Source organism: Pontimonas sp., assembly GCF_031581085.1.
Lineage (GTDB): Bacteria > Actinomycetota > Actinomycetes > Actinomycetales > Microbacteriaceae > Pontimonas.
Map to the genome: position 1 here is coordinate 42552 of NZ_JAVLBO010000007.1, position 18803 is coordinate 61354.

The following is an 18803-nucleotide window of genomic DNA, read 5'->3' on the forward strand; positions in this document are numbered from 1 at the left end:
CCCATGCAGTTGACTGAAGAACTCTTGGAGTCAATCCGTGCCCGGGCTGCTCACTACGACGAGACCAATTCTTTTTTTCACGAAGACTTGGACGCGCTTCGCCAAGTCGACTATCTGCACCCGCGGCCGCTGACTCAGCTCGTGCGCGATCAGCGCACGCTCGCACGCTTCGCCCCGGCGACGGCCCTCGGTCTGGGTATGCACTTCACCTGGGTGGGTGTGGCCCACACCCTCCAGGCCCACGGTGATGACTCGCTCAATTTTGTGCTGGAGGGTGCGCGCTCTGGCGAAGTGTTTGCCTTTGGGGTGAGTGAGCGGGGCAATGACCGTGTGCTCACCGACTCGGTGACCCGCGTCAGTGAGGTGGAGGGCGGCTATGCCTTTCACGGCGAAAAGATTTTCACCTCGCTCTCGCCCGCGTGGACACAGTTGGCCCTGCTCGGTCGAATGGGGGAGAGCATCGTCCACGGCTTCATTAGCCGGAGCGACCCCGGCTTCCACATCGTTGAGGACTGGAACACCCTGGGGATGCGCGCCACCCAAAGCCACACCACCGTCTTGGATGGAGCGGTGGTCACCCCGGAGCGACTGACCCGGATTCTTCCCGCCGGCGACCAGACAGATCCTTTTATCCGCGCCATTTTCCAAAACTTCCTGCTGCTGGTCTCCTCCGTGTATGTCGGAATCGCTGAGCGCGCGTTGGAACTCGCCACCGAAGCGGTCTCGTCGCGGACCAGTATGGCCAGGGAGGGTAAGACCTACGCCAGTGACCCCGATATTCGCTGGCAGGTCGCCGATGCGGCGATGGCCGTGGATGCTCTCGACGCCCCGCTTCGCACCCTCGCCGCCGACGTGGTCGACCAGGTCGATCACGGTCCGCGCTGGTTTCGACTGCTCTCCGGGGTGAAACATCGCTCGGTCGAAACAGCCAGAAGCGTCGTCGATAGTGCGCTTCGTCTGCACGGTGGCCGCGGCTACCACGCCGGCCACGAAATGAGCCGGCTGCAGCGAGACGTTTTGGCCGGGGTGTATCACCCGAGTGATACCGAGGCCGTCCACCACACGGTCGCCTTTGACCTCCTCGGCCCGGCAGAGCGGCAGTAACCCGTGGTGGCCAGCCATCGAGTCGATGACTCTTTTGTGGACGCCGATGGGGTCACCATCCACTACCACCGCTGGCACGGAGCTGAGCCGCCGCGGGCAGTAATTCAGATTGCCCACGGGTTGGGTGAACATGCGCTGCGCTATGACGGGGTGGCACAGCAACTGGTCACAGCCGGCTACGAGGTGTGGGCGGATGAACACCGCGGGCACGGTCAGACCGGTCTCGATCAGTGGGAGGGCGACACTTCCCGGTTGGGGCGGTTAGGACCAGGCGGGCTGCGCTCCACAATTCGCGGGCTACGGCAGTGTCACGAACTGATCGCTCGGGAACACCCCGGCGTTCCCACCGTGTTTCTCGGCCACAGTTGGGGCTCCCTGATGGGACAAATTCTTCTCGGTCAGGGCTTTGGCCCACACCTCGATGCGGTGGTCTTTACCGGCACCACCTACCGGATGCCGGGGTATATGAACGCCGGTGATTTAAACGCCCGGCACGCCCACCTCGGTGACACCGGTGCGGAGTGGTTGAGTAGGGACCCAGACGTCCACAGGCGCTGGCGGGAAGATCCGCTGGCTTTTCCCGCCAACACCCTCGCGCTTTTTGGTCCCCTCGATGCGCTGAGACTCTTGGGCCGTCCGCGACCGGTCGGCACAGACCTGCCGATGCTGTTAATGGTCGGCAGCGATGACTCGTTGGGGGGCGAGCGTGGTGTGCGGAAGCTGGAAAAGGCTTATCGCACTCGAGGGGGGCTCAGCCGGGTGACCACGATGGTGTATCCCGGCGCACGCCACGAAGTCTTCCAGGAGACCAACCGCGACGAGGTGGTCGCTGACCTGATCGCCTGGCTGGCCGAGGTATTACCGGAACCACGAAAGTAAGCTGGTCGCTGTGCACGCAGAGTATAAAGTTCCCGGTGGAAAACTCGTCACGATAGACCTCGAGACGAGCGGTGGCCAGATCAGCCACGCCCGGTTGGCGGGAGATTTCTTTTTGGAGCCCGATGAGGTGCTCGAGCTGATCAACCACTCGCTGGAAGGGTTATCGGTTGCGACCAGTCACGATGATCTGGAGGCGGCCGTATCGAAGGCCATTCCCGACGGGGCCGTCTTGATGGGGTTTGACCCGGCAGCGGTGGCGACCGTGGTGAGGCGCGGCCTCACCAGTGCCACAAGCTTCACCGACTACCAGTGGGATTATCTCGCACCGGAACCCCTCGAGCCGCTCCAGCAAATGGCGATGGATCAAATCCTCACCGAACAGGTCGGTGCCGGTGAGCGCGGCCCCACACTGCGCCTGTGGGAGTGGGCGAAACCCGCGGTCGTGATCGGCAGTTTTCAGTCCCTTCGAAACGAAGTGGACATGGCGGGCGCCGACCGCCACGGTATGGAAGTGGTCCGCCGGGTCAGTGGTGGCGGGGCGATGTTTATGGAGCTGGGAACAGCGATCACCTATTCGCTCTACGCCCCCGCGGAACTGGTCGCGGGGATGAGCTTTCAAGACTCCTACGCCTTCCTCGACGACTGGGTGATTCAGGCGCTTCGCGGCCTCGGCATCGACGCCCACTACAAGCCGCTGAATGACATCCAGTCGCCCACCGGAAAAATCGGCGGCGCTGCCCAAAAACGCTTGGGCAGTGGAGCCGTGCTCCACCACGTCACCATGGCCTATGACATGGACGGTGACCGGATGGTCGAAGTGCTCCGCATCGGTCGAGAAAAAATCAGCGATAAAGGGGTCGCTTCCGCGAATAAACGCGTCGACCCGCTTCGCGCCCACACGGGGATGACCCGAGAGGACATCCAAGACCACCTGGTGAACACTTTCCAGTCGCTCTATTCGCTTCGCCCCGGGTCCATCACGGACGCAGAACACCGCCTGGCGGCCCGCTTGGCGAGCGAAAAATTCGCCACCGCCGAGTGGCTCCACCGCGTTCCGTGAGCGACACACTGGCTACACCCGCGGGAGTGTTGCGCCGCAGTGCGCTGGCACTGACACTTCTGGCACTCCTGGTTGCCGGTGTCTTGGTCTCCGCCGTCACCGGGCAGTTAGATATTTCCGCCGGTGAGGTCTGGGGCTCCATTCTGGATCGACTCGGGTTCTCCACCGCCCTCGCGCCAGAAGAGGACGTCGTCGACGCCACGCTGTGGGTGGTGCGTTTTCCCCGCATTGCGATGGCCATCGCGGTGGGAGCGTCGTTGGCCGTCGGTGGTGCGCTGATGCAGGCCGTGTTTGGAAACCCGTTGGCGGAGCCGGGCGTGGTGGGGGTGTCCTCGGGGGCGGCCCTGGGTGCCTCCATCGCCATTGTGTTCGGTATTCAATTCGCCGGCGGCGGGGTGGCAGCCTTGGCCTTTGTCGGCGGTCTCCTCGCCACGCTCCTGGTCTACGCCGTGGCGCGTGCTGGGGGTCGCACCGAGGTGGTCACCCTGTTGTTGACGGGCATCGCAATCAACGCTTTTGCCCAGGCCGGCCTGGCGTTTGTCCTATTCCTCGCCGATACGGCCAGTCGGGAACAAATTGTGTTTTGGCAACTGGGTTCTCTGGCGGGCTCGCTGTGGTCCGAGGTGGTTGTGGTGGCACCGCTGCTGCTGGTGGGAATGGTCGCTGCGGTGGTGCTCTCCAGGCAGCTCGATGTGTTGGCCCTGGGTGAGCGAAATGCTCGGCACCTGGGCGTCGACGTCGAGGCCCTGCGCATCGTGGTCATCGTGTTGGTCGCGCTGTTGACGGCGGCCGCCGTCGCGTTCGCGGGAATCATCGCGTTTGTAGGGCTGGTTGTCCCGCACATCATCCGGATGGTGTTGGGCCCAGCCCATCGGGGGCTTCTCTGGGCGAGTGCCGTCGGTGGGGCCACCTTGCTGCTCTGGGCGGATTTGTTGACACGGACGCTGGTCGACGGATCAGACCTGCCCATTGGCATGCTGACGGCGTTGGTGGGGGGACCGTTTTTCTTTGGGCTGCTCTACCAGCAGCGTCGAAAGAGTGGGGGGTGGATGTGAACGACTGGTCGCTCCCGCACGACACGCTTCTCGAGCTGCGCGAGGTCAGCGTGGTGCGCAGTAAGCGCAGCATTGTCACGGATGTCTCGCTGGCGGTGTATCCCGGTGAAGTCTTCGCCCTGGTGGGGCCAAACGGTGCCGGCAAGTCGACACTGTTGGGGGCACTCTCGGGTGAGATCACCCCCTCAACCGGCCAGGCGCTGATTAAGGGGGTCCCGGCCAAGAGCTACCGGCCCAAAGCCCTCTCCCAGTTCAGGGCAATCTTGTTGCAGTCCAACCAGGTTTCGTTTCCCTTCACGGTGTCCCAGGTCGTCGAAATGGGGCGAAACCCGTGGGTGGGGACGATGGAGGCCGATCATGACGAGGCCAGTATCGCTCGGGCCATGCAGTCGGTGGGTGTCACGGATTTGGCCTCGAGGCGATTTGGCGAGCTCTCTGGAGGGGAAAAAGCGAGAGTGTCACTCGCGCGAGTACTCGCCCAAGACACCGACGTGTTGCTCTTGGACGAACCCACGGCCGCGTTGGATTTGCACCACCAAGATCGAGTGATGAGGGTGATTAGGAGACGCTCCCGGGTCGCTGGCGATCCGGTCGACACAGACGACCGGTCCGCGATTCCCCCGAGGCCGCGGGGCGTGGTGGTTGTCGTGCACGACCTGTCGTTGGCCGCCGCCTACGCCGACCGGGTGGGATTGATTGTGGGCGGCTCCTTGGTCGCGGTGGGAACACCCGAGGAGGTGATGACGGCGGATATTTTGAGCGATGCCTACCGCGTTCCACTCGATGTCACCCGCTCTGTGGATGGCCACCTCACGGTGGTCCCCACCAGGGGTGTCATCGACTAGGCCCGAAGAGCCTGAAATTCGGGGTTTTTCACCATGAATTTGGCGATGAATGGGCAAATCGGTTGCACTTTGCCGTGTTTTTCGTCCCGAATCATCTCCAGGGTCTCTCGCACCAGTCGGACTCCGTGGCCGCCTCCGCGTTTGGAGGTGGGCACTTCCGCGCGCAGCAGAAGAAGTGTGTCACCGTCGGTGTCGTACTCGACCTCACCGACAAAATCGCCCTCATCATCGAGGAGCACGTAGCGCGAAGCCTCTGGTTCGTGTTGAATCGCCATGGCGCTTAATCTACGCCCGCGGGGCTCATCGCGAAAGAGAAATTACTGGGGCCTCCAGTGTTCTGCCAGCTGATGCACAATCTTTTCCAGGATGGGTCGCGGCGTCGCCGCGATCAGGCGCACGTGGCCCACCCCCGCTTCACCGCAGGAGGCGCCGTCGGTGAGAGATACTTTGGCGTGTTCGCGGAAATACTCTGCCGGATTGGCCGCATCGCCCATGTCCACGGAGCGCGCATCGAGCCAGGCGATGTAGGTGCCCTCCGGGGTGCGGTAGTGGGCACCGGGGAGGTAGTGCTCCTGGAGGCGGGCAACAAGCTCCAGGTTTCCCCGGAGGTAATCTTTCACCTCGGCCAACCAGGCGCCACCGTCTCGGTAGGCGGCCGTCGTGGCTAATACTCCCGGTGTGGACGCACTGTGCGAGACCGTGAATTCGAGCGGTTTTAGCACCTCTTGGTGCTGATCGGCGGTGACGATCAGCTGGGCGCATTTCAGCCCCGGCAGGTTCCACGCTTTCGACGCCGAGGTGGCGGTAATGCTGTGTGCGGCCGCATCAACACCGATGGTCGCGTAGGGGATGTGCTCCCGGTCACCAAAGACCAGGGGGGCGTGGATTTCATCGGAAAAGACGAGACCCCCGTGGGATTCGACGACGTCGGCCAGGGCTCGCAATTCCGCCCGGGTGGAGACCAGTCCGAGCGGGTTGTGAGGGTTACACAGCACCACCAGTTCGGCCTCTCCCGCCAGGTGCCGGCCGATCGCGTCGAGATCGAGGGTGGGCCGCTCACCGTCTAGATCGCGCATGGGGACTTCGATGACCGGGTGGTCCAGCTGCTTCGTGAGGGTGAGAAAGGGCATATACGCCGGGGTCGGCACAATAATCGGACTGCCGGGGGTGACGAGGCGTCGCACGACGACCTCGTAGGCAGCGAGCACATCCCCGGTGGGGTAGATCCGCTCCGCGGGCACATCCCACCGGTAATTTTCCTGCAGGAAGTCTTTGCTGGCCTGCTGCATATCCCGCTTCACTGGCTCGGGCAGGTAGCCATAGCGCTCGAGACGTGTGGCCTCGGCCAGAGCATCCGAAATGGCGGGAGCGAGGGGAAAGTCCATTTCGGCCACAAACGCGGGCAGCGTGCCCGGAAAATGTGTCCACTTCAGCGACCCCTTACCAATCAGGTCTTCTTCGCTGATGTGGTCATACGGATGCGTCTCGGATGCCACGTCACACCCCCTCGTCTCACAGTCCCTCCAGTCTGTCACCGCCTGTGCAGCCCAGCTGCTCACTACACTTGAGCACCATGACCAGCACGCCAGCCCGCTACAGCTATTTGGGCCCCGAAGGAACCTTCACCTGGGAAGCCCTCCGTCAGGTGAAGGGCGCCGAGACGGGTGAATGGATCAGCGTGGCAAACCTGGGCGAAGCTCTCGATGATGTCACCTCGGGGCGCAGCGACTACGCGATGATCGCCATCGAAAACAGCGTCGAGGGTGGCGTGAGCGCCACCCAAGACGCCCTGGCACACGTGCCCGATCTGCGCATCGTGGGGGAATATCAGGTGCCGGTGCGTTTTGCGCTGGTCGCACCCGCCGGGGTCACACTCGACGCCGTCGAGCTACTCGCCGCGCACCCCGTGGCGTATGCGCAGTGTCGCGCCTGGTTAGAGACCCACCTGCCCCGCCACACCCACGTTCCCTCGTCCTCCAACGTCCAAGCCGCCCAGGACGCGCTCGAGGATGATGGCGTCCACGCCGGCTTAGCCCCGCGCGGGATTACCGAGAGAATCAACGTGGAAGTACTGGCTGACGATATTGGCGATAACCCGAGCGCGGAAACGCGTTTCGTCCTCATTCAAAAGGGGGGTCCGCTGCCGGAGCGCACCGGGTCGGATAAAACCAGCATCATCGCCGAGCTACCCGACGACGGCCCGGGCCGCCTGCTGGAGATGCTGGAACAGTTCGCCACCCGCGGGGTCAACATGAGTCTGCTGGAATCGAGACCCATCGGGGATTCGATGGGTCGCTACCGCTTCGTGATCGACCTCGACGGTCACATTCACGACGAACGCGTCGCCGATGCGCTGCTTGGGCTTCGGCGCTTTAGTCCCCACGTAATCTTCCTGGGTTCCTACCCTCGCGCCAATGGCCACACCCCGAGTGTGTCCTCGCGTTACACCGACGACGCGTTTATCGATGCCAGACGCTGGTTAGACGCCGTCGCCGAGGGTCAGCCAGGCGAGTCGTGACACACTAGAAGGGTGATTGACCCGACCCTACTGCGCGACAATCCAGACCTCATTCGCCAGTCACTTCAGGCCCGAGGAGGCGAGATAGAGGCCGTGGATCGGGCCATCGTGGCCGATGACGCCAGACGCGCGGCAATCACCGAGTTCGAAACCCTCCGCGGTGAGCAAAACCTCTTCGGCAAAAAAGTGGCTGCGGCGAAGGGCGAAGAAAAAAGCGCCCTGGTCGCCGACGCGAAAGCCCTCGCCGAGAAAGTCAAAGCCGCTCAGGCGAACCTTCAGGAGGCTGAAGCGAACGCGAAAAAAGCCCTCTACGCCCTGCCCAACCTGGTCAGCGAAGGGGTTCCTGCAGGCGGCGAAGAAAACTTTCACACCCTGAAAACCGTCGGCGACAAACCCTCTTTCGATTTTCCGGTGCGCGACCACCTCGACCTCGCCGAAGCACTCGGCATTATCGACATGGACCGCGGTGCGAAAGTATCGGGTTCGCGCTTTTATTTCCTCGTCGGTGCGGGCGCACTGCTCGAAAACGCGCTGATGCAGCGCGCCATTCAGCTCGCCGTGGGAGAGGGTTTCCAGCTGATGATGCCGCCCACCCTGGTCAGGCCAGAGGTGATGCAGGGCACCGGCTTTTTGGGCGAGCACGCCTCAGAGGTGTATTACCTGCCACACGATGAGTTGTATCTCACCGGAACCAGCGAGGTCGCGCTGGCGGGCTACCACTCGGACGAAATCATCGACCTGAGCGCGGGGCCCCTGCGCTATGCCGGGTTGTCGACCTGTTACCGGCGGGAAGCCGGATCGCACGGTCGCGATGTCCGGGGGATTATTCGAGTCCACCAGTTCCAAAAACTGGAGATGTTTAGCTACACCAGCCAAGGCGATGCCGAAGCGGAACACGAGCGGCTGCTGGGTTGGCAGGAACAGTTGCTGGGCGAATTGGGGCTGCACTACCGAGTGATTGACGTGGCGGCGGGTGATTTGGGCTCCAGCGCGGCGAGAAAATACGACATTGAGGCCTGGATTGCCTCACAGGGCGACTACCGCGAACTCACCAGCACATCCAACTGCACCACCTTCCAAGCCCGCAGGCTCGGCACCCGCCACCGCGTGGAACCAGACGGGAACACCGAAGCTGTCGCGACTCTCAACGGCACCCTGGCCACCACGAGGTGGATTGTTGCTCTGCTCGAAACCCACCAGCAACCCGACGGTTCGATTCGTGTCCCAGAATCTCTCCAACCTTTTGTGGGTCAAGACACCATTCGTGCCAGAGGAGACCAGTGAGCGAAGTGGCCGCTGGCGTCGACCAGCCTTCTCGGTCCTGGTCCACAGAGGCCTGGCTGGTCGCATTGGATATTGATGGCACGGTCCTGCACGAAAACGGAGCACTGTCAGACCACGTAGTGCGCGAAGTGCGAAGGGTCCGAGACGAGGGTCACGAAGTGACACTCGCCACCGGTCGATCCGTGTCGATGACGCTGCCGGTGTTGGAACAGTTGGAGCTCTCACCGGAGTTTGTCGTGTCCTCAAATGGCGCGATTACACTCCAGCGCGACCCCCTGGCCCCCAGGGGTTACCGCCGGGCACACGTGGAACACTTCGACCCCACCCCGGTGTTGCAATCGATTAAAGAAAGACTGCCGCAGGCGAACTACGCCGTGGAAAACGAAACCGGCCTCTATCGCTACACCGGCTGGTTTCCCGACGGTGCTCTCGATATTGAGACCGAAGAGGTCGCCTTCGATGACCTGCTCACGACGGTCGCGACCCGCGTGGTGGTGATTGCCCCCGGGCACGACGCGGACGACTTTCGACAGGCGGTCGAAGATCTTGGTTTGCACCAGGTGAGCTATGCGGTCGGCTGGACCAACTGGTTAGACATTGCGCCAGACGGGGTCAACAAATCCACCGCGCTCGAGCGCATCCGCCACACCCTGGGGTTTGCCAGAAACCGGGTGATGGCGATCGGCGACGGTCGAAACGACATCGAAATGTTTCAGTGGGCGGGTGTGGAGGGCCGCGCCGTCGCGATGGGCCAAGCCCCGCCGGATGTGTTGGAACACGCCACCGAGGTGACCAAGTCTGACGGTGATGACGGTGTCGCCTGGGCGTTGAAGAGCCTCAAAGGCGTGGCCTAGCATACGGGGTTACACTTTTTAGCTGGAGGGCTGTCCGAGCGGCCGATGGAGCTGGTCTTGAAAACCAGTGGGCAGAAATGCCTCGTGGGTTCGAATCCCACGCCCTCCGCCACGACAAAGGGAAGGGAAACCCCGGGGTGAGCACGCAAGGCATCTCCAGGCGCGAGCGCCGTCGCCGTCGCGGGTGGTACCAACCCCACCACGCGACCCAGAAACGACTCGGTGGCTGGCGTGCGGGGGCGGCGATTGCCGGCCTCGTGACCACCTCACTGGTGGTCAGTGCGTTTGCCGTCGCCGGTTTCACCGTCGCGAATCTCACCGCCTCACTGCAAACGGTCGAACTGCCCGGATACGAACAGCCCGTGATGGCCGGGGTCGGTGAATGGGAAGGCGGTTTCAACGTCCTCATCGTCGGATCCGACACCCGAGTGGGTCAGGGTGAGCAGTTCGGTGAATCAGACAGTGAACTCAACGACGTGAACCTGTTGGTGCACGTGTCAGAAAACCACGACCACGCTACGGTCATGAGCTTTCCCCGCGACACCCTGGTCGACGTTCCCGCGTGTGAGCAGGCCGATGGTTCGCTCTCGGAGCCCCGCGAGCTGACGCCCCTCAATGCGACCTGGAGCATCGGCGGTCTGCCCTGTGTGGCGGCAACCGTCGAGCAACTCACCGGTTTGGATGTCGGCTACGCCGGTGTGATGACCTTCACCGGTGTCGCACAACTCTCGACGGCGGTCGGCGGTGTTGAAGTCTGTGTCAACGAACCCATCGTGGACCCCTGGTCGGGTCTTGATCTGCCAGAAGCCGGTTGGCACACCCTCGAAGGGGGTCAAGCACTGGCCTTCCTCCGCACCCGCAAAGGCGTCGGTGATGGCAGTGACCTGGCCCGCATTTCCTCCCAGCAGGTCTACATGTCGGCGCTGGTGCGCACGCTCCAGGCCGACGGTGTCCTCAACGACGTCACCCGCCTGTATGGCATCGCCCAAGTGGCGGCCCAAAATATGGTGCTCTCGAGTTCTTTGGGGAGTCTCGATGTGATGGTGTCGATGGCGAGGGCGCTGCGTAATATTCCCAACGAGAACATCGTGTTCATTCAGTTCCCGGTGCTCGATGCGCCGGAGGGTTATTCGGGCAAAGTGATCCCCGATCCGACCCTCTCGGAAACCGTGTTGGCCAAAATCCAAACCGATGAGCCCTACGCGCTCGCGGAAGGCTCGGGTGGGCGCGGCTCCGAAGACGCCCCCGCTGAGGAGGGTGTTGACGCGGAAGTCCCCAGTGCGTCGGCCGATGAGGGGCAAGAACCCACCGACCAAACGGGCGAAGCGCAAGCCCCTGACACCAACGAAGCGGACACCACCGAAGAGGAGTCTGGCGGCACGGGCGAAGAAACCCCAGCGGATCAAAGCGACGGTGACACGTCATCCGAGGATGCTGAGCAGGAATCTGACCAGCCAGTGACACAAGCAGAGGTCCTCGAGGGGCTTGTCGGCCAAACAGCGGATGACGTCACCTGCGCAGTGGCAAATTGACCGGTGCCACTACCGCAGTGAGCAGTCTGCTGCCGGCCACAGGCGGTGGGAAAAAGTGGCGAACCGAGGTCGAGACACTGAGGCTGACGCGGTAGGCTGGGGCCCGCATCAGGAGACGTCGCATAGTCCGGCCTAGTGCACCACCCTGCTAAGGTGGAGTCCCCGTAAGGGGACCGAGGGTTCAAATCCCTCCGTCTCCGCAGAAAAAACGACTCCCCCGCATATACGGGGGCGTGCTGTTAACTCCGGCGGAGTTGGGGCGTGAGCCTCTGCATGTCTTCCGTGTTGTGTCCCGCAACGCGCCTGTTGCGGGACACAACACGTCCAATGTGTTGGCGCCTGGTTAGAGGAATGCCACCAACACGAAGGCTACGAGCAGGGCAACGCTGAAGACGGCCATCAGTGCCTGGGTCAGGGTGAGGTAGGTGCTACTGGCGGCGATGGTCTGCGCAACAGGCCCCAGATTCTCCTTTGCGTCCAGCTCTTCCACCACGCTTTTGGCTTCGCGGATTATGGCGAACTGGCTGAGCACACTCAAGCCACCGACCGTGACGAGGAACACCAGGGCGAAAATGGCCACGTAGGGAGGGGCCTGGATGAAGGCCCTGAAGAGCACGAGCACCGTGATGACGGAGAGTGCGATGACGGAGTGCAGTTGGGCCTGGATGAGCTGGCGACGTTTGTCATTCCAGAGCTCGACGAGGTCTTTTTCGTTCACGGTGGGGTTCCCCTTAATGCGTTTGCGGTGAGCCCACAGTCGTGGTGCCCTCCGGCCACCCTAACGGCCCAAAAGGAACGACAACAGGGAGTTAAACTGTGAGTCGGGGTGGACACATCCGTCCCGTTCTGCCGAGGGTCGAAAGGCACCGATGGCACCAGAATTTTTGCTTGAACAGCTCGGCCTGCTCGGGGTGTTTATTGCCGGCGCGACCCCCTGGTTAGAGGCCGTCGTGGTGATCCCTGTCGGGATCGCGTTTGGCCTCTCGCCCGTGTGGACGATGGTGTGGGCGTTGCTGGGCAACGCGAGCACCATCGTGCTGTTCGCCGTGTTGAGCGAGAGGATTATGGCGGGCATGGCCCGCAGACGCGAGCGAAAAGGCCTCTCGCGCGAGCCCGATGCCAGGCTCGAACGGGCTCAAAAGATTTTTATCCGCTACGGAGTCTTCGGCATGGCGGTGGTGGGGCCGCTCATCATCGGCACCCAAATCGCCGCCGCCATTGCGGTGTCGTTGGGTGTGAGCGTCTGGCGCTCGAGCACGATTGTCACCCTGGGTGCGGTGGTGTGGGGTGTGGCCGCGGGAATGATCACCTGGGCGATAGTCGCCTAGACCGATCGCGCTGGGCGTGGCGTCTACCGAGTTGGCCTATCGGGGTGGGCTGGTAATGCTCACTTCTTGGCGAGTGTCGCAGCAGAGCTCATCATCGGACTGCACGCTCTCGGTGAGGGTCCCGACGAGGTGATCACTGCGTGCTGGCGCGCCGAGCATCGATTCGTCGATCGTTTCAACGGGGATGGCATCCGGATAGTAGCCCTCCGGGTAGGTCGGGCAGACCGCGGTGTAACCGCCGTTGTCGCGCAACAAAATCTGTCCCGCGAAATTGCGCTCGATCATGAACTCTTTCGCTTCTTGCTGACTCCCAAACGGTTTTGAACACTTGGTGTAATTCCACTCGCTCATTGGGGGCCTCCTCTCTGGGTTACTTCCAAGAACATTACGCCTCGGAAAACTATTCCCGCTTTCTCTCGGTGGCGACAAGCCAGTATCGTATTCTGGAACAAGCGCTTTCTCCCACCCTGAGCTGCGTGCCATCTCCGAGACCATCGGAGCGATGTCCATTGACCGTGGGAGGACCACTATGACGTTTCGTATTCGCGAATTTCAGCCTGTCGACACCGACGCGCTTCTTGCCCTGTGGGAAGAATCTAAACAATCCGGCCAGGAGCCCGTCTATTCGGTCGCTGAAGTGCTCGCCTCCTGTGAAAAAGACCACGCTGTTGTCGCCGTGGCGGAGAACAAAGTGGTGGGGGCCGCCGTGGCACGGGCCGCCCACGAACAAGGCTGGATCGTCTTCTTTTGGACTGTGGAGGGGATGCGCCGGCAGGGCATCGGCAGCGCGCTGTTAGCGGCACTGGAAAACCGGTTGACCCCCTTGGGGTTAACCAAGCTGAGCATCCTGGTGCCCGATCAACAGCACGACACCGGGGTGTTGCACCGCTCGGGCTTCGTCGATAAAAACCACCTGAGTTATTTTGAGCGCCAGCTTCCGATGAGCGAAAAGGAGCGCGCCACCCTCGCGGAGCTCGGTGGCCGCCACCTTCCGCCCGATTTGTGGACGAGTATCGCGGGGATGCAAAACGAAAAACAGCTCCTCGAGCGGCGACTGGTCTTGCCGCTGCAGGATCCGGACACGGCGGAAACGTTCGGTGTCGAGCCACCGCGCGCCATTGTCCTCTTTGGCCCTCCCGGGACGGGAAAAACGACCTTCGCGAAGGCCGTGGCTTCGCGGCTCAGTTGGCCGTTTGTCGAAGTGTTCCCCGCACGGCTCGCCGGAGACTCGCGGGGCATGGCCGGCGCCCTGCGCGACACGTTCACCCAAATATCCGAATTGGATAATGTCGTCGTCTTCATCGATGAGGTGGAAGAAATCGCCTCACACCGCAAAGGCGAACCCCCCGCACCCAGCCAGGGTGTGACTAACGAACTGTTGAAGCTGATTCCGCTGTTTCGGGAGGGCCGGGGTCGGTTGCTCATTGTGGCAACCAACTTCATCCGCGCCCTCGATGCGGCCTTTTTGCGCCACGGGCGCTTCGACTACGTCATCCCCATTGGTTTGCCCGACGAGGATGCCAGGCGCTCCATTTGGACCCGCTACATTCCCCCGCAGTCACTGCAGAGCGTGGACCTGGACCGGCTGGTGGAGCGAACCGCGGGCTTTTCGCCCGCGGATATCGAATACGCGGCCCGTAAAGGCTCGCAGCGCGCCCTGGAGGACGCGGTCTACCAGGACGGAAACCAAACCGGTCCCAGTACTGACGACTATGACTGGGCGATTGGGCACACCCGAATGACCGTGTCGAAGGATGTTGCCGAAGACTTCTTGGTAGACATTGACGAACTGGCGAGGCTTTAGCCAGCGACCACTAAGAGTCGAGACGAGTCGGTCACCGCGAGGAGGTGACCCTCTGGGGTGGCGGCCAGGTCGCGGATGCGCTGGCCGAGCTCCAGGCGATCTTCGACGAACTCTGATTCGCCGGTGAGGCGAAGCGCCAGGAGTGTTTGTGCCCGAAGCGAGCCGATCACCACACTGCCCGCCCAGTCGTCAATGCCGGAGCGGGCTTCGCCCTCCGGGTACTCCACGATGGCGGTGGGGGCAATTGCGGGGGACCAACTCGTCTCCGGATAGGTGGTGCCTGGTTGTGGGGAGAGGTAAATATCGAGCCACGGGGCCGGCAGAGCATCCGGGTCATCCGGGTAGTTCGAGCGGTCGTAGGGCTCGCCCTCCGAGGTGAGGGGCCAACCGTAGTCCGCGCCCTCTTCGATGAGGTTTAACTCGTCACCGCCCTGGGGACCGTGATCGGTCAGCCACAACCGGTCGGAGCCCACCACCGTCATCCCCAGCGAGTTTCGAAGCCCCTTGGCGAACACGCGCGACTGGGCAGAGTGGGCCGGATCAGAAATGGCGACCACGGCGGAGAGGGCCGCACTGTCGTCGAGCAACAGGGCGTAATCCTTCTCGACGTTGTCGATTCCAATCGCTTCTGCCTGCCCAATGGTGCTGGAGCCCAAATGCATATCACCGATCGAGACGTAGAGCTCATCGCGAGAGCCCCGGTAGGCCAGTGCCCCGCCCAGGTGAACCTTGAGCGGAGCCCGCGCTCGGTAGTCATCGGTGTAGCTCACGCACGGGGACGAGGAGTAAATGACGTCGCTGGAGGCGGTGTCTGCGCTCAGGACCTCCTCCACGGCCACCCGGTGAATCGCGAGAGACACGCATTCTGCCTCCGCATCGACTACGGCGTCGGAGAGATACAGGTAATCCCCGGCGACCAGAGAGTCACGAAAACCCCAGGTGGGCCCGCCGCCGACAACCCCGGGGTTCGCCGGGTTGTCCAACGCGCCCGCGGTGTTGAGCCCGGCGGTATCCGCAAAGCGGTCCTCTTGAATGGAGAGCACCCTGGTGTCACCGTCGTGGGTGGTCACCAGGTGGAAGCCGGGACAGATTTCCACGATGGTGTTGTAGCGCTCGGAGTCGCTCGGGGGCAAAGCGGCGCGTTGGATGCTGACCTCAGTGCCTTCAGAACTGGTCGCTGCCTGTGGTTGGCTAAGGCCCAGCTCAAACCAGTCGAGCTGGCCCGGATCAAACTGCGCACAAAACTCCGGCGTGGCCGCCGGTTGAAAACCCCGGGGGGAACCCTCGCCGTCTCGATCGGTGGCTTCGCTTCCACTCGTTGCGGCGCTCTCCTCGGCGGCGTTGCCTTCGGCTTCGCTCTCGGGAGCAGACGGCGGGTCAACCGGTGCGGGCTGACAGCCGGCGAGAACCAGCGCAATCGCCACGGCACCCACTCCACTTCGCAGCATGGCCACACCCTAGAGGCGCGGTATTGATAGGCGCTGTATCGAGTGAGTGCTGTATTGATGGGTACCGGGTGGAAGGCCACCCAGGTGCTGTTGTTAGCCTCATCCCACGAGTTCGAGTGAGGCGACAGGGTGCGGAGGTGGGTGATGGCGAGGATTATCGGTGTCTACAACGCAGACGGTGGTCTGCGCGGCGAACTCGCCTACGTCCTGGGGCACATGGTCGGTGCGGTCGAATGCGCGCTGTGTGACATCACCCACTCGCCGATTCGCAAGAAAAAGGCGTGGAAGGAAATGGAAGAGCGCTTCGCCGGTGAAGGACACGAGATTGTGCTTCGACACCGAAACGACACCACCGAGGCGGAGCACCACGCGAGCTCAGGCCGTGAACCCTGCGTGCTGATTGAAAGCGATGATGGCCAACTAGCCATGATTATGGACTGGAATGACCTGAGTGTGGCCGAGGGCAGTGTGGAAACATTTGAGCGCATTCTGCGCTCCAAGCTGTTGATGTATTAGTCCTTTTCCACGCTCTGCACACAGAGTGTTCATGGCCGGGCCTTGGCTGCGTCCGCTGTGCCCACTGTTCACCCTCCACCCGGTAGCGTCCACTAACGTTCAACGGTGAGCTTTATTTCTGCCAGCAACTTAGTCAAGACCTATCAGTCGTCCGGCAAGAAGGTGACTGCCCTCGATGGGGTGAGCCTCGAAGTGCCGGAGGGAAGCATCCTGGGACTTTTGGGCCCCAATGGCGCCGGGAAGACCACCACCGTGAAAGTGCTCACCACGTTGACTACCCCCGATTCGGGCCACGCCACGATCGGGGGCGTGGATGTGTTGGCCGAGCCGGATGCCATCCGACGGATGATCGGTGTGAGTGGTCAATACGCCGCAGTGGACGAAAACATGACCGGTTTTGAAAACCTCGACATGGTCGGCCGGCTGTATCACCTCTCCCCGGCGGCCTCGCGGGCTCGCGCCCAAGAGCTCATCGAAATGTTCGATTTGGTCGACGCGGCCCACCGACCCGTCAAAGGCTTTTCTGGCGGAATGCGCCGACGTATTGACCTCGCGGGGGCCCTGGTGATTAAGCCTCCGGTGCTGTTTTTGGATGAACCGACCACCGGTTTGGACCCGCGGAGCAGGCTCGCCCTGTGGGACATCATTAACAACCTGGTGACCGAGGGCACCACAGTGTTGCTGACCACACAGTATTTGGAAGAGGCCGACCAGCTAGCCGACAGTATTGCGGTGGTCGACCACGGCAGGGTGATCGCGCGGGGCACCGCCGATGAACTAAAAGATCAGATTGGTGGCGCCAGAGTGGAAGTCACCGTCCACGACTTGGACCAGGTCGACGCCGCACGAGAGCTCCTCGCCCCCCACGGCCAAGGTGAGGTGAGTGTGGGAACCGATGAGCGCCAGTTAGCCATCGCGGTCGACAATGCTCCCAAGGCACTCCAAGTGGTCCTCCGTGCGTTCGCCGAAGCCAAGATTGAACTCAACGACGCCGGGATGCGCCGACCCACCCTCGACGACGTGTTCTTGGAGTTGACGGGAAGCAGTGCCGAGGACCGAGGTGCGGATGATCGAGGTCCGGGTCACACCGACGAGGCCCAGAAGAGAGAAACCCGCGCATGAGCCACTCCACGCACGCGACGCTCCAACCCACCGGGACACCGTTTGGGCGTTTCCTTTCTGACGGTTGGGTCACCACTAAGCGCAACCTTCTAAAAATCAAAAGGGTGCCCGACATTTTGGTCTTCACCCTGATTCAACCGATCATGTTTGTGCTGCTGTTCACCTACGTCTATGGCGGGGTGATCGACATTCCAGGCTCCAGCTATCAGGAGTTTCTGATGGCGGGAATCTTCGCCCAAACAGTGGTGTTTGGCTCCACCTATTCGGGCTCTGCCATGGCCCAAGACCTCAAAGACGGCATCATCGACCGTTTTCGCACCCTGCCGATGAACCCTTCCGCGGTGCTCGTGGGCCGGACCAACGGTGACATGTTCATCAACGCCGCCTCCATGGTGGTGATGATGATCACCGGGTTCATCGTCGGCTGGCGGGTGCGCTCCAGTTTCTTCGAAGCGCTCGCCGCGGTGGCGCTGATTCTTCTCTTTGCTTACTCCTTTTCGTGGGTGATGGCCTATGTCGGGATGAGTGTGAGAAGCCCGGAAATCATCAATAACGTGTCGTTCCTCATTCTTTTCCCGATTACCTTTATCTCAAACGCCTTTGTTCCCTCCAACACCCTGCCCGGGCCGCTTCGTGCGTTTGCGGAATGGAACCCGGTGTCGGCACTGGTGCAAACATCGCGTGAGCTTTTTGGCAACGTTCCAGACGCGTTTCCTGTGGGGGAGAGCTGGACAGCCCAGAACCCGCTGTTGACGGTACTGATCGGCATGGCGGTCATGCTGGCGATTTTCGTCCCGCTCTCCATTCGGAAGTTCGCCGCGATTTCCTCGAGGTAACCCCATGGTGGCGAAAACGAAGGGCGGGCACCCCCCGAAGGTGTGCGAGCACTGCGGACTGGAGTTTGAGTGGCGCAAAAAGTGGGAGCGCGACTGGGACAGTGTTCGCTACTGCTCTGAGCGGTGTAAGAGGACTGCCAAATCGACGCCTCACGATGGCTGATATGCTCTAACACATCGTGTAAACGACATGCGCCCGTAGCTCAACGGATAGAGCATCTGACTACGGATCAGAAGGTTGGGGGTTCGAATCCCTCCGGGCGTGCCAAGGTCTCCGCGCCACTCATTTCAGGCATGACCCTCTGCTGACCCCTGTTTAGCAAATCCCTGCGGGCCAAAGAGAAAGCCCGCTGATTAACCTTTCTGCCGGGTTTTTCAAGGAAGTTGTCTGGGGTGCTGGGGAAAACGGGCTTTTTGGGTTTGGGTTTTCTCGGGCTGGCGCAGTGTTAGCGTCAAAGTGAGCCCTAGGGCTGCTGAGAGGGCGCGCACTCGGTCTAACTGCACCGAAGTTTTGCCTGACTCACAGTCGTGGACGAACCGCACGGATACTCTGGCGAGCTCTGCGGCATCTCGTTGGGTCAGGCCCAGCTGTTTGCGGCGAGCTCGCAAGGTGTGGGC

Annotated in this window: 21 protein-coding genes and 3 tRNA genes; 18 read left to right on the forward strand and 6 right to left on the reverse strand. The window is 62.1% G+C overall.

Features of this window, described 5'->3' with window-relative positions:
- The first annotated feature begins 3 nt into the window (after window positions 1–3).
- The 5 genes from RI518_RS03455 to RI518_RS03475 are packed head-to-tail and all read left to right on the forward strand — an operon-like array spanning window position 4 to window position 4943.
- Entirely contained in the window at window positions 4–1104 is a 1101-nt protein-coding gene (locus RI518_RS03455) for an acyl-CoA dehydrogenase family protein (protein WP_310671272.1), read from the forward strand.
- A gap of 6 nt (window positions 1105–1110) precedes the next feature.
- The gene (locus tag RI518_RS03460) at window positions 1111–1983 is read left to right on the forward strand and encodes an alpha/beta hydrolase (RefSeq protein WP_310671271.1); all 873 of its coding nucleotides are present in this window, start codon (window positions 1111–1113) and stop codon (window positions 1981–1983) included.
- A 10-nt stretch (window positions 1984–1993) separates the two neighbouring features.
- Complete coding sequence (locus tag RI518_RS03465) at window positions 1994–3043, forward strand: biotin/lipoate A/B protein ligase family protein (protein ID WP_310671270.1); 1050 nt, start codon at window positions 1994–1996, stop codon at window positions 3041–3043.
- Window positions 3040–4098, forward strand: a complete 1059-nt coding sequence (locus tag RI518_RS03470) for a FecCD family ABC transporter permease (RefSeq protein ID WP_397428123.1) — start codon at window positions 3040–3042, stop codon at window positions 4096–4098. Before RI518_RS03465 ends, RI518_RS03470 begins: the two co-directional genes overlap by 4 nt.
- Window positions 4095–4943 (forward strand): heme ABC transporter ATP-binding protein, encoded by an 849-nt coding sequence (locus RI518_RS03475; protein ID WP_310671269.1) that lies wholly within the window; start codon window positions 4095–4097, stop codon window positions 4941–4943. Before RI518_RS03470 ends, RI518_RS03475 begins: the two co-directional genes overlap by 4 nt.
- Here the strand turns inward: RI518_RS03475 and RI518_RS03480 are convergent.
- Both RI518_RS03480 and RI518_RS03485 read right to left on the reverse strand, forming a co-directional pair.
- A complete protein-coding gene (locus tag RI518_RS03480) occupies window positions 4940–5218 on the reverse strand; it encodes a GNAT family N-acetyltransferase (protein ID WP_310671268.1) in 279 nt (92 codons plus the stop codon). The genes RI518_RS03475 and RI518_RS03480 overlap by 4 nt on opposite strands.
- Before the next feature lie 42 nt (window positions 5219–5260).
- Window positions 5261–6439 (reverse strand): aminotransferase class I/II-fold pyridoxal phosphate-dependent enzyme, encoded by a 1179-nt coding sequence (locus RI518_RS03485; protein WP_310671267.1) that lies wholly within the window; start codon window positions 6437–6439, stop codon window positions 5261–5263.
- A gap of 77 nt (window positions 6440–6516) precedes the next feature.
- On the opposite strand from RI518_RS03485, the gene pheA reads away from it, so the two are divergent.
- From pheA to RI518_RS03515, 6 genes are all read left to right on the forward strand, one after another.
- Window positions 6517–7461, forward strand: coding sequence for a prephenate dehydratase (pheA, locus tag RI518_RS03490; RefSeq protein WP_310671266.1), 945 nt, complete (start codon window positions 6517–6519; stop codon window positions 7459–7461).
- Between the two features lie 12 nt (window positions 7462–7473).
- Window positions 7474–8745 carry a serine--tRNA ligase gene (gene serS, locus RI518_RS03495; protein WP_310671265.1) on the forward strand — a complete coding sequence of 424 codons (1272 nt, stop codon included), beginning with the start codon at window positions 7474–7476 and terminating at the stop codon, window positions 8743–8745.
- Window positions 8742–9599 carry an HAD family hydrolase gene (locus tag RI518_RS03500; protein WP_310671264.1) on the forward strand — a complete coding sequence of 286 codons (858 nt, stop codon included), beginning with the start codon at window positions 8742–8744 and terminating at the stop codon, window positions 9597–9599. The genes serS and RI518_RS03500 overlap by 4 nt, the downstream gene beginning before the upstream one ends.
- Before the next feature lie 24 nt (window positions 9600–9623).
- A tRNA-Ser gene (locus tag RI518_RS03505) sits at window positions 9624–9711 on the forward strand.
- Between the two features lie 25 nt (window positions 9712–9736).
- Window positions 9737–11131 carry an LCP family protein gene (locus RI518_RS03510; protein WP_310689358.1) on the forward strand — a complete coding sequence of 465 codons (1395 nt, stop codon included), beginning with the start codon at window positions 9737–9739 and terminating at the stop codon, window positions 11129–11131.
- 111 nt (window positions 11132–11242) lie between these two features.
- A tRNA-Ser gene (locus tag RI518_RS03515) sits at window positions 11243–11331 on the forward strand.
- Between the two features lie 143 nt (window positions 11332–11474).
- Here RI518_RS03515 and RI518_RS03520 read toward each other — a convergent pair.
- Window positions 11475–11849: a hypothetical protein gene (locus RI518_RS03520; RefSeq protein WP_310671262.1), complete on the reverse strand. Its 375-nt coding sequence runs from the start codon at window positions 11847–11849 to the stop codon at window positions 11475–11477.
- Window positions 11850–12000: 151 nt separating this feature from the next.
- Here RI518_RS03520 and RI518_RS03525 point away from each other — a divergent pair, with 151 nt between their 5' ends.
- On the forward strand, window positions 12001–12459 hold the full coding sequence (locus RI518_RS03525; protein WP_310689359.1) for a small multi-drug export protein: 459 nt from the start codon (window positions 12001–12003) through the stop codon (window positions 12457–12459).
- Window positions 12460–12495: 36 nt separating this feature from the next.
- Here the strand turns inward: RI518_RS03525 and RI518_RS03530 are convergent, their stop codons facing one another.
- Window positions 12496–12810 (reverse strand): hypothetical protein, encoded by a 315-nt coding sequence (locus tag RI518_RS03530; RefSeq protein ID WP_310671259.1) that lies wholly within the window; start codon window positions 12808–12810, stop codon window positions 12496–12498.
- 178 nt (window positions 12811–12988) lie between these two features.
- Here RI518_RS03530 and RI518_RS03535 point away from each other — a divergent pair, with 178 nt between their 5' ends.
- On the forward strand, window positions 12989–14263 hold the full coding sequence (locus RI518_RS03535) for a GNAT family N-acetyltransferase (RefSeq protein ID WP_310689361.1): 1275 nt from the start codon (window positions 12989–12991) through the stop codon (window positions 14261–14263).
- On the opposite strand, the gene RI518_RS03540 is transcribed toward RI518_RS03535, so the two are convergent.
- The gene (locus RI518_RS03540) at window positions 14260–15711 is read right to left on the reverse strand and encodes a PQQ-dependent sugar dehydrogenase (RefSeq protein WP_310689362.1); all 1452 of its coding nucleotides are present in this window, start codon (window positions 15709–15711) and stop codon (window positions 14260–14262) included. The genes RI518_RS03535 and RI518_RS03540 overlap by 4 nt on opposite strands.
- Before the next feature lie 144 nt (window positions 15712–15855).
- Between RI518_RS03540 and RI518_RS03545 the strand changes: the two genes are divergently transcribed.
- From RI518_RS03545 to RI518_RS03560, 5 genes are all read left to right on the forward strand, one after another.
- On the forward strand, window positions 15856–16227 hold the full coding sequence (locus RI518_RS03545; RefSeq protein ID WP_310671256.1) for a hypothetical protein: 372 nt from the start codon (window positions 15856–15858) through the stop codon (window positions 16225–16227).
- Between the two features lie 105 nt (window positions 16228–16332).
- Window positions 16333–17349 (forward strand): ATP-binding cassette domain-containing protein, encoded by a 1017-nt coding sequence (locus RI518_RS03550; RefSeq protein ID WP_310671255.1) that lies wholly within the window; start codon window positions 16333–16335, stop codon window positions 17347–17349.
- On the forward strand, window positions 17346–18185 hold the full coding sequence (locus RI518_RS03555) for an ABC transporter permease (RefSeq protein ID WP_310671254.1): 840 nt from the start codon (window positions 17346–17348) through the stop codon (window positions 18183–18185). Before RI518_RS03550 ends, RI518_RS03555 begins: the two co-directional genes overlap by 4 nt.
- Before the next feature lie 4 nt (window positions 18186–18189).
- Entirely contained in the window at window positions 18190–18348 is a 159-nt protein-coding gene (locus RI518_RS08045) for a DUF2256 domain-containing protein (RefSeq protein WP_397428122.1), read from the forward strand.
- A 29-nt stretch (window positions 18349–18377) separates the two neighbouring features.
- Window positions 18378–18453, forward strand: a tRNA-Arg gene (locus tag RI518_RS03560).
- Between the two features lie 107 nt (window positions 18454–18560).
- Here the strand turns inward: RI518_RS03560 and RI518_RS03565 are convergent.
- Window positions 18561–18794: a helix-turn-helix domain-containing protein gene (locus RI518_RS03565; protein WP_310689363.1), complete on the reverse strand. Its 234-nt coding sequence runs from the start codon at window positions 18792–18794 to the stop codon at window positions 18561–18563.
- Between the last annotated feature and the right edge of the window lie 9 nt (window positions 18795–18803).

Excerpts from the sequence above, each read along its gene's own strand:
- RI518_RS03455 (WP_310671272.1), top strand. The coding sequence starts at position 4 with ATGCAGTTGACTGAAGAACTCTTGGAGTCAATCCGTGCCCGGGCTGCT.
- RI518_RS03480 (WP_310671268.1), bottom strand. The coding sequence starts at position 5,218 with ATGGCGATTCAACACGAACCAGAGGCTTCGCGCTACGTGCTCCTCGAT.
- pheA (WP_310671266.1), top strand. The coding sequence starts at position 6,517 with ATGACCAGCACGCCAGCCCGCTACAGCTATTTGGGCCCCGAAGGAACC.
- RI518_RS03525 (WP_310689359.1), top strand. The coding sequence starts at position 12,001 with ATGGCACCAGAATTTTTGCTTGAACAGCTCGGCCTGCTCGGGGTGTTT.
- RI518_RS03530 (WP_310671259.1), bottom strand. The coding sequence starts at position 12,810 with ATGAGCGAGTGGAATTACACCAAGTGTTCAAAACCGTTTGGGAGTCAG.
- RI518_RS03535 (WP_310689361.1), top strand. The coding sequence starts at position 12,989 with ATGACGTTTCGTATTCGCGAATTTCAGCCTGTCGACACCGACGCGCTT.
- RI518_RS03540 (WP_310689362.1), bottom strand. The coding sequence starts at position 15,711 with ATGCTGCGAAGTGGAGTGGGTGCCGTGGCGATTGCGCTGGTTCTCGCC.
- RI518_RS03545 (WP_310671256.1), top strand. The coding sequence starts at position 15,856 with ATGGCGAGGATTATCGGTGTCTACAACGCAGACGGTGGTCTGCGCGGC.
- RI518_RS03555 (WP_310671254.1), top strand. The coding sequence starts at position 17,346 with ATGAGCCACTCCACGCACGCGACGCTCCAACCCACCGGGACACCGTTT.
- RI518_RS08045 (WP_397428122.1), top strand. The coding sequence starts at position 18,190 with ATGGTGGCGAAAACGAAGGGCGGGCACCCCCCGAAGGTGTGCGAGCAC.